This window comes from Streptosporangium sp. H13245, assembly GCF_055690525.1.
In genome coordinates this window covers 100,840-108,103 of record NZ_JBSZKT010000029.1, presented here as the reverse complement: position 1 = coordinate 108,103, position 7,264 = coordinate 100,840, and the positions used below count along the sequence as shown (strand labels likewise).

The following is a 7,264-nucleotide window of genomic DNA, read 5'->3' as shown; positions in this document are numbered from 1 at the left end:
CCTCCGCCCCACCTCCCCCGCACCCCCACCCCCGACACACCGAGGACCGCCCATGACCTCCGAACAGGTCGTCGAGGACTCCCCCCAGTCCCGACGCCGCGAGCAGCGCGGCTGGTACTTCTACGACTGGGCGAACTCCGCCTTCCCGACCACCATCCTGACGGTCTTCCTGGGCCCGTACCTGACGACGATCGCGGAGACCGCCGCCCAGGGCCGCCCGTACGTCGACGTGATCGGGTTCGACGTGCGGCCCAGCGCCTACTACTCCTTCGTAGTGGGCTCCGCGGCCATCCTGCAGATCATCCTGATGCCCATGGTGGGCGCGCTGGCCGACCACACCGGCCGTAAGAAGGAGCTTCTCGGTCTCTTCGCCTACATCGGCGCGGGGGCGACCGTCTGCTTCTGGTTCGTCGCCGACGGGCGCTACCTGCTGGGCGGCGTGCTGTTCCTGGTGTCCAGCGTCGCCTTCGCCGCCGCGTTCGTGATCTACAACTCGTTCCTGCCGGAGATCGCCACCGCGGACGAGCGCGACAAGGTCTCCGCCAGGGGGTGGGGTTTCGGCTATCTCGGCGGCGGCCTGCTGCTCGCCCTCCACCTGGTGCTCTTCCTCGGCCACGAGTCCTTCGGCGTCACCGAGAGCGAGGCCGTGCGTATCGCCCTGGCGTCCGCGGGCCTGTGGTGGGGCGGGTTCACGATCATCCCGCTGCTGCGGCTGCGCAACCGGCGGGCGACCCCCTCAGGCGCGGAGAGCGCGGGCCAGGCCGTGACGGGCAGCTTCCGCCAGCTGGGCCGCACGATCAGGGAGCTACGGCGCTATCCGCTCACCCTGGGCTTCCTGGTCGCCTATCTCGTCTACAACGACGGCGTGCAGACCGTGATCTCCTTCTCGGCCACCTACGCCGACAAGGAGCTCGGGCTGGCCCAGGAGGTGCAGATCCAGGCGATCCTGATGGTGCAGTTCGTGGCCTTCTTCGGGGCGCTGCTGCTCGGCAAGCTCGCCGCCTCGTACGGGGCCAAGCGGGTCGTGATGGTCGCGCTGGTCGCCTGGATCGCCGTGGTGGCCGTGGCCTACTTCCTGCCCAGGGGCTCGGCCCTGCCGTTCTTCGCGCTGGCGTTCGCCATCGCGATCGTGATGGGCGGGACCCAGGCCCTGTCGCGGTCGCTCTTCTCCCACGTGATCCCGAGGGGCAAGGAGGCGGAGTACTACAGCCTGTACGAGATCAGCGACAAGGGCTCGACGTTCCTCGGGTCGTTCACCCTCGGCCTGGCGCTCCAACTGACCGACAGCTATCGCCTGGGAATCATCTCTTTGGTGATCTTCTTCGTGCTCGGTTTCGTGCTGCTCGCCCTCATCGACCTGCCCAAGGCCATCAGATCGGCCGGAAACGAGGTCCCCGAACGCATCTGAGAAGCCTCGAAAAAAGGGTCCTTCGCAGACCGGGTCAAGAACGTGCGATTGGATCACCCTGTCTGTGGGAATCCACACACGGTACCAAGCGTTGTACGCCGTGGGAGACGAACCCCTCACGACGGGGCCCTCAGGAGGCATTCAGACATGGGCGAGCGTGCGCTACGCGGCACCAGACTCGGGGCGACCAGCTACGAGAACGACCGCAACACCGATCTGGCCCCGCGCCAGGAGGTGTCCTACACCTGCCCGAAGGGCCATCGATTCGACGTTCCGCTTGCCGCTGAAGCCGAGATCCCGGCGACCTGGGAGTGCCGCATGTGCGGCGCGACCGCCCTCCGGGTGGACGGCGAGCTGCCGGAGGCCAAGAAGGCCAAGCCCCCGCGAACGCACTGGGACATGCTGCTGGAGCGCCGCACGATCGAGGACCTGGAGGAGGTGCTCAACGAGCGCCTGGCGATTCTACGCGCCCAGCGCCGCAAGAGCGCCTGACCGATTCGAAGATTTCGGAGAGTCACAGACCCCCGGTCCCGCAAGGGCCGGGGGTCTGCGCTTTCCCCGACCCCTGAGACCCCTGAGACCCCCGGTAGGTCGTTCCCGGCGGCGGGCGAAGGGGAGGTGGCCCAATCGATTGGTGCGGAATTGGCCCTGAGGGTCGGTCCACTTCCCGCCTAGGGTCGCCCTCATGAGTACTTCGACCGCTTCGACCGATGGGGACACCGGCGGCACCGCGCCGACGACGGCCCGCGGGAAGGCCTCGGCACTGCGGGCGCTGCACGTACCCGGCCGCCCGCTGGTGCTGCCCAACGTCTGGGACGCCGCGTCGGCCCGCGCCGTCGAGGCGGCGGGCTTCCCGGTGATCGCCACCGGGAGCGCCGCGATCGCCCCGGTGCTCGGCTACGACGACGGCGAGGGGACGCCCGCGGAGGAGATGCTCGCCGCGATCGCCAGGATCAGCCGCTCGGTCGGCCTGCCCGTCACCGCCGACATGGAGCGCGGCTACGGGCTGGAGCCCGCCGAGCTGGTCGGGCGGCTCGTCGCCGCGGGGGTGTCCGGCTGCCTCCTGGAGGACTCCGACCCCCGTACGGGCGCGATGGTCGACGTCGACGAGCAGGTCGCCCTGCTCGGCGCCGTCAGGGCCGCCGCGACCGGCGCGGGCGTGGACCTGGTGATCAACGCCAGGGTCGACACCTACCTCCACGGGACGGGGAGCCCCGAGGAGCGGCTGGCCGAGTCGCTGCGGCGGGGCCGCCGCTACCTGGAGGCGGGCGCCGACTGCGTCTACCCGATCTTCGCGGCCGCGGCGGGGGCCGTCCGCGCACTGGTCGAGGGAGTCGGCGGGCCGGTCAACATCCTGTTCCGCCCCGGCACGCCGTCGCTCGGCGAGCTGGCGGACCTCGGGGTGGCCCGGGTGAGCTTCGGCCACGGCCTGCACGAGGCCGTACGGGCGCACACGGCCCGGATGCTCACGGCGATCCGGGACGGCGAGAGCCCCTACCCTCCCGGGCCTCCGGCCCCCTGACGGGGCAATCACGACCTCGCCGCCCGAAACCGCCCGGGAACGCCGGGGCCGGGCTCAGAGGCGCAGTTTCCCCTGGGCGCCGCCGCGCCACTCCACCAGCAGGACGGTCGCGTCGTCCTGCAGCACCCCGTCGTGATACTTCAGCACGCTGCGGACCAGGCGGCGCAGGGTCTCGGGCACGGGAAGGCCGTCGGCGTTGCGGCGGATGATGAAGTCGACGAAGCGCTCCAGGCCGAACTCCTCGCCCGTCCGGTTACGGGCCTCGGTCATGCCGTCGGTGTAGAGGAGCACGCGGTCGCCGGGCTCCAGCTGCTCCCTGCAGAGGGTCACCGGCAGCCCGAGGCCGAGCCCCATCGGGTGGGCGGGCTTGCACCGCAGGGTGGCGACCCAGCGCCCTCCCCTGATCACCACCGGCGGGTGGTGGCCGCGGTTGACCCAGGTGAACACGCCGGTCCGCGTGTCCAGGTTGGCCAGGACGGCCGTGGCGAAGCGGTTGCCCAGGCCGAACTCCTTGATCAGCACCTCCTCGATCCCCTCGCTGACCTCGACCAGGTCCGCGCCCTGGCGGCGCCGGTTGCGGCAGGCGGCCACCGCGAGGTTCGCGGTCAGCCCCGCGGACGCGTCGTGCCCCATCGCGTCGAAGACCGCCAGATGGACGGACTCGCCGGACAGCGCGTAGTCGAAGGCGTCGCCGCCGAGCTCGTAGGCCGGTTCGAGCGCGGCGCCGATCACCACCTCCTCGTTGGCGAAGGTGAGCGACGGCAGCAGGTTCCACTGCATCTCGGCGGCGACGTTCATCGGCCGGGTCCGTACCAGCCGGGCGTAGGAGTCGCTCTGGGAGCGCTTGCTCACCAGCAGCAGCGCCGTCATGGACGCGAGATGCCTCATGTCCTCCTGGACCCCGTCCTCGTCCGTCTCCGGCCGGGCGCTGACGCGCAGCACCCCGAGGCGTTCCGTGCCGTCGAGCAGCGGCACCCACCAGCGGCCGGGTTCGTCTCCCGAGGGGGGCCTGAACAGGACGCGCACCTCCTGGAAGGCCCGCCCGGCCAGCGTCCCGTCGATCCGCAGCTCGTCCCTGTCCTCTCCGGCGCCGTGGCCGGTCAGCGGGCGCAGCACGTCCTGCTGCAGGTCGGCCAGGTAGATCCGCACGTCGTGCAGGCCGACGTGGGCGGCGTGCTCCCCGACGAGGGCCGGGAGCTTCTCCACCGCGCTCATGTGGCTGGCCTCGGCCAGTCCGGCGAGCATTCTCGCGCGTCCCTCGCAGGGGCCCGCCCCGGCGCCCCCGCCGTTCTCTCGTCTTCCATCCGTTCGCGGCACAAATGGCACAGATCCGTCCACGGCCACTCCTCGACAACTCCGGCCTCATCGGACGGCGGACGCGAGCGGCGCGTCCGGCGCCCATCCAGAACCTCTACCCCCTGCCCGGGAGGTTGACCCGGCCCCCTCGGGCCCCCAGGTCCCCCGTGCCGGGCGGCGGGTCACCACTCGTCGGCGGGCAGGTCGACGCCGTTGACGCGGTCGTAGATGACCACTCCGTCGGACAGCCTGACCACGCGCACCCTCCTGGCGAGCCCTGCCGTCTCCAGGCTACGCGCCGAGTGCACCGCGTAACGCGGGGAGTGGTAGCGGTCGCGGGTGCTCCCGTGCGGCTCGTCGCGATCGCAGACGACCTCGTAGCGGTCCTCCGGCCATATCGGAGGGGGCGGCGTCTTCTGTCCTCGACCGGCGAGCCTGGTCATCGGCCCGCCTCCTCTCCTGGATGTTCACGTCAAGTGAGCGAAACAGTCACTGCGTGCTCGTTTTAGACATTCTTAATCACCACATTATGGCCATTCGGAACAGGGGAACTGTAAGGTGAGCACCCCTCGTAGTGATTGGCCGGTCAACCAGTCACGATACGGGCCACCCCACGATCATCCCCGTCCGGCCGGTCAGGCCCGGCCTCGTTCTGGCACGTTCCAATCCTCCCCGTCCGCAGGAGCCCGTCATGCCTCCCATCGACCACTTCGCCTACGGGCTCGTCACCCCGGCGGCCTCGTACATCATGTCGAGCATCGGCTGCCTGCTGGGGCTGCTGCTCGCCGCGCGGGCACGCGGGGCGGAGGGCGGCTCGCGCGCGCTCTGGCTCGGCAGCGCGGCCCTGTCCATCGGCGGGACCGGCATCTGGGTGATGCACTTCATCGCGATGATGGGCTTCGACGTCCCGGGCACGTCGATCCGCTACGACGTACCGCTGACCATCGCGTCCGCGCTGCTCGCGGTCGTCGTCGTCGGCGCCGGTCTCTTCCTGGTCTCGCGCAGGGAGAACAGCACCGGCGCGCTCGTCGGCGGCGGGCTGCTGACCGGCCTGGGCGTGGCCGGGATGCACTACCTGGGCATGGCCGCCATGAACATGTCCGTGCACGTGAGCTACGACCCCCTCCTGGTGGGACTGTCGCTGCTCATCGCCGTGGTCGCCGCGACGGTGGCGCTCTGGTTCAGCCTGCGGGTACGCGGGGCGCTCGCCACCACCGGCGCCGCCCTGCTGATGGGGATCGCGGTCAATGGGATGCACTACACCGGCATGTTCGCCATGGCGGTCGGCGCCCACAACGCCTCCGCGCCGACGGGCGGGGCGCAGGGGATGGACTTCATGCTCCCCCTGCTCGTCGGGATCAGCATGCTCACCCTCGGGCTGCTCCTGTCCATCTTCCTGTCCCCCTCGGAGGAGGAGATGCGCGAGGACGCGAGGCTCCTGTCCCAGCTGCGGCGCAACCGTGCGGGTGAGGACTCCCAGCCCTCCGGGCCGATGGAACCCCACTCGCAGCCGGTCCGGCGGCACGAGCCCTCCCTGTTCGACGACCACGGCTCCGGGCGCTGACCTCGTCCCACCCCTGTCTTGGCCGTTGTCTTGGCCTCGGCGAGAACCGGTCCCGCAACCGGCCCCACCCTCGACGCCCGGCTCGGCCCGGTCCCGGCCCCCGTCCTGGTCCCCGTCCTGGTCCCCGTCCTGGTCCTCGCGAAAACCCGTGGCACCGGCGGCCTCGCTGACGGCACACTGCCCCCGTGAGCGAAGCATCCGGCCGTACGGTGAGCGCCCTTGTGACGACGGGCGCCGAGTGGCTGGGAACGGTCGGGCCGTTCCCCGTGGCGGTCCCCTGGTGGGCCGAGGTCGGATCGGTCGTGGACCACCTGGAGGGCGTGCTCGGCACGCCCGTGGTGGTGCTGCGCCTGGTCGACGCCGAGGACGGCGGCCACGGCCCCCGCGACGGCCACACGACCTATCACGTCGAGGCCCTGAGCCGCCCCGCGACCGGCCTGGCCTCCCTCGGGCGCGGTGACGCGGACGCCACCGGGAGACCGTCCGCGCCCGGAGCCCCGGGAGACCTGGCGGGTCCCGTGGCGCATCGGGCGGAGTGGGCGAAGGCCTCGGGGGTGCGCGAGGCACTGGGCTGGGCCGAGGCCGCGCTGCGCGAGGCGGGCAGGCCCGCCGAGGGGCCCGCGCGACAGGTGCGGACGTGGAACCTGGCGGGGCTGTTCCGCATCCCCACCCGCCCGGGACCGGTCTGGCTGAAGATCACTCCCGCGTTCGCCGCCGACGAGGCCCGCGCGATCGGGATGCTCGCGGCGGAGGATCCCGGCCTGGTGCCCGCGATCGTGGCGTCCGACACCCCGAACCGGCGGGTGCTCCTGGAGCACGTGCCCGGCGGCGACGGTCACGGGGCGTCGCGAGAGATCGTCGCCGAGGCGGTGAGCCGCCTGGCGAGGGCACAGGCGGCCCTCGCCAGGCACGGGGACGGGCGGCTCGGCGGGCTTCCCGACCGTACGCCCCCGGCCCTGGCCGCCCCGGTGGGTGAGCTGCTCGACGGCGAGGCGGCCGGTGACCTGGACGCCGGGGAGCTGCGCCAGGCCCACCGGCTGGCCGGCCGCCTGCCGTCGCTGGCCGCCGCGCTGGAGTCGTGCGGCCTGCCGCGCACGCTGGTGCACGGCGACTTCCACCCGGGCAACTGGGTGTCGGGGCCGCGCGGCACCGTCGTGCTGGACCTCGCCGACAGCCACTACGGCCACCCCGCCCTCGACGGGCTGCGCCCCCGCGACTTCCTGTCCCCCGACCGCTGGGAGGCGGCCTCGGAGGCCTGGTGCGAGACGTGGGCGGCGGCCGTCCCCGGCTGCGACCCGGCCCGCGCGCTGACCCTGGCGGAGCCGCTGCAGCATCTCGCGTACGCCGTCCGCTACCAGGAGTTTCTCGACAACATCGAGCCCAGCGAGCGGCGCTACCACGAGGGCGACCCGGCGCACGCCGTCCGCGCGGCCGTAGCCGCCGCCGAGAAGATCGGCGTCCTCTGAGGTCTGCT

The 7,264-nt window shown here is 72.0% G+C and carries 8 protein-coding genes; 6 read left to right on the top strand and 2 right to left on the bottom strand.

Annotation, left to right across the window (positions count from 1 at the left end; translation table 11 throughout):
- Positions 1-52 precede the first annotated feature (52 nt).
- From ACW9TB_RS29845 to ACW9TB_RS29835, 3 genes are all read left to right on the top strand, one after another.
- Positions 53-1,408: an MFS transporter gene (locus ACW9TB_RS29845; protein WP_472751409.1), complete on the top strand. Its 1,356-nt coding sequence runs from the start codon at positions 53-55 to the stop codon at positions 1,406-1,408.
- Between the two features lie 147 nt (positions 1,409-1,555).
- On the top strand, positions 1,556-1,900 hold the full coding sequence (locus tag ACW9TB_RS29840) for an RNA polymerase-binding protein RbpA (protein ID WP_089205581.1): 345 nt from the start codon (positions 1,556-1,558) through the stop codon (positions 1,898-1,900).
- 193 nt (positions 1,901-2,093) lie between these two features.
- A complete protein-coding gene (locus ACW9TB_RS29835; protein WP_472751408.1) occupies positions 2,094-2,930 on the top strand; it encodes an isocitrate lyase/PEP mutase family protein in 837 nt (278 codons plus the stop codon).
- 54 nt (positions 2,931-2,984) lie between these two features.
- Here ACW9TB_RS29835 and ACW9TB_RS29830 read toward each other — a convergent pair whose 3' ends face one another.
- Entirely contained in the window at positions 2,985-4,175 is a 1,191-nt protein-coding gene (locus ACW9TB_RS29830; RefSeq protein ID WP_472751407.1) for a PP2C family protein-serine/threonine phosphatase, read from the bottom strand.
- 233 nt (positions 4,176-4,408) lie between these two features.
- Positions 4,409-4,669, bottom strand: coding sequence for a hypothetical protein (locus ACW9TB_RS29825; RefSeq protein WP_472751406.1), 261 nt, complete (start codon positions 4,667-4,669; stop codon positions 4,409-4,411).
- Positions 4,670-4,917: 248 nt separating this feature from the next.
- Between ACW9TB_RS29825 and ACW9TB_RS29820 the strand changes: the two genes are divergently transcribed.
- Genes ACW9TB_RS29820 through ACW9TB_RS29810 form a run of 3 tightly spaced genes read left to right on the top strand, consistent with a single transcriptional unit; the run spans position 4,918 to position 7,256 of the window.
- Positions 4,918-5,790 (top strand): MHYT domain-containing protein, encoded by an 873-nt coding sequence (locus tag ACW9TB_RS29820; protein WP_472751405.1) that lies wholly within the window; start codon positions 4,918-4,920, stop codon positions 5,788-5,790.
- A gap of 18 nt (positions 5,791-5,808) precedes the next feature.
- A complete protein-coding gene (locus tag ACW9TB_RS29815; RefSeq protein WP_472751404.1) occupies positions 5,809-5,979 on the top strand; it encodes a hypothetical protein in 171 nt (56 codons plus the stop codon).
- A complete protein-coding gene (locus ACW9TB_RS29810; RefSeq protein WP_472751403.1) occupies positions 5,976-7,256 on the top strand; it encodes a phosphotransferase in 1,281 nt (426 codons plus the stop codon). Before ACW9TB_RS29815 ends, ACW9TB_RS29810 begins: the two co-directional genes overlap by 4 nt.
- Positions 7,257-7,264: the final 8 nt, after the last annotated feature.

What these genes read in the sequence shown, in the direction of transcription:
- ACW9TB_RS29845 (WP_472751409.1), top strand. Translation starts at nt 53, where the DNA reads ATGACCTCCGAACAGGTCGTCGAGGACTCCCCCCAGTCCCGACGCCGC.
- ACW9TB_RS29840 (WP_089205581.1), top strand. Translation starts at nt 1,556, where the DNA reads ATGGGCGAGCGTGCGCTACGCGGCACCAGACTCGGGGCGACCAGCTAC.
- ACW9TB_RS29835 (WP_472751408.1), top strand. Translation starts at nt 2,094, where the DNA reads ATGAGTACTTCGACCGCTTCGACCGATGGGGACACCGGCGGCACCGCG.
- ACW9TB_RS29830 (WP_472751407.1), bottom strand. Translation starts at nt 4,175, where the DNA reads ATGCTCGCCGGACTGGCCGAGGCCAGCCACATGAGCGCGGTGGAGAAG.
- ACW9TB_RS29825 (WP_472751406.1), bottom strand. Translation starts at nt 4,669, where the DNA reads ATGACCAGGCTCGCCGGTCGAGGACAGAAGACGCCGCCCCCTCCGATA.
- ACW9TB_RS29820 (WP_472751405.1), top strand. Translation starts at nt 4,918, where the DNA reads ATGCCTCCCATCGACCACTTCGCCTACGGGCTCGTCACCCCGGCGGCC.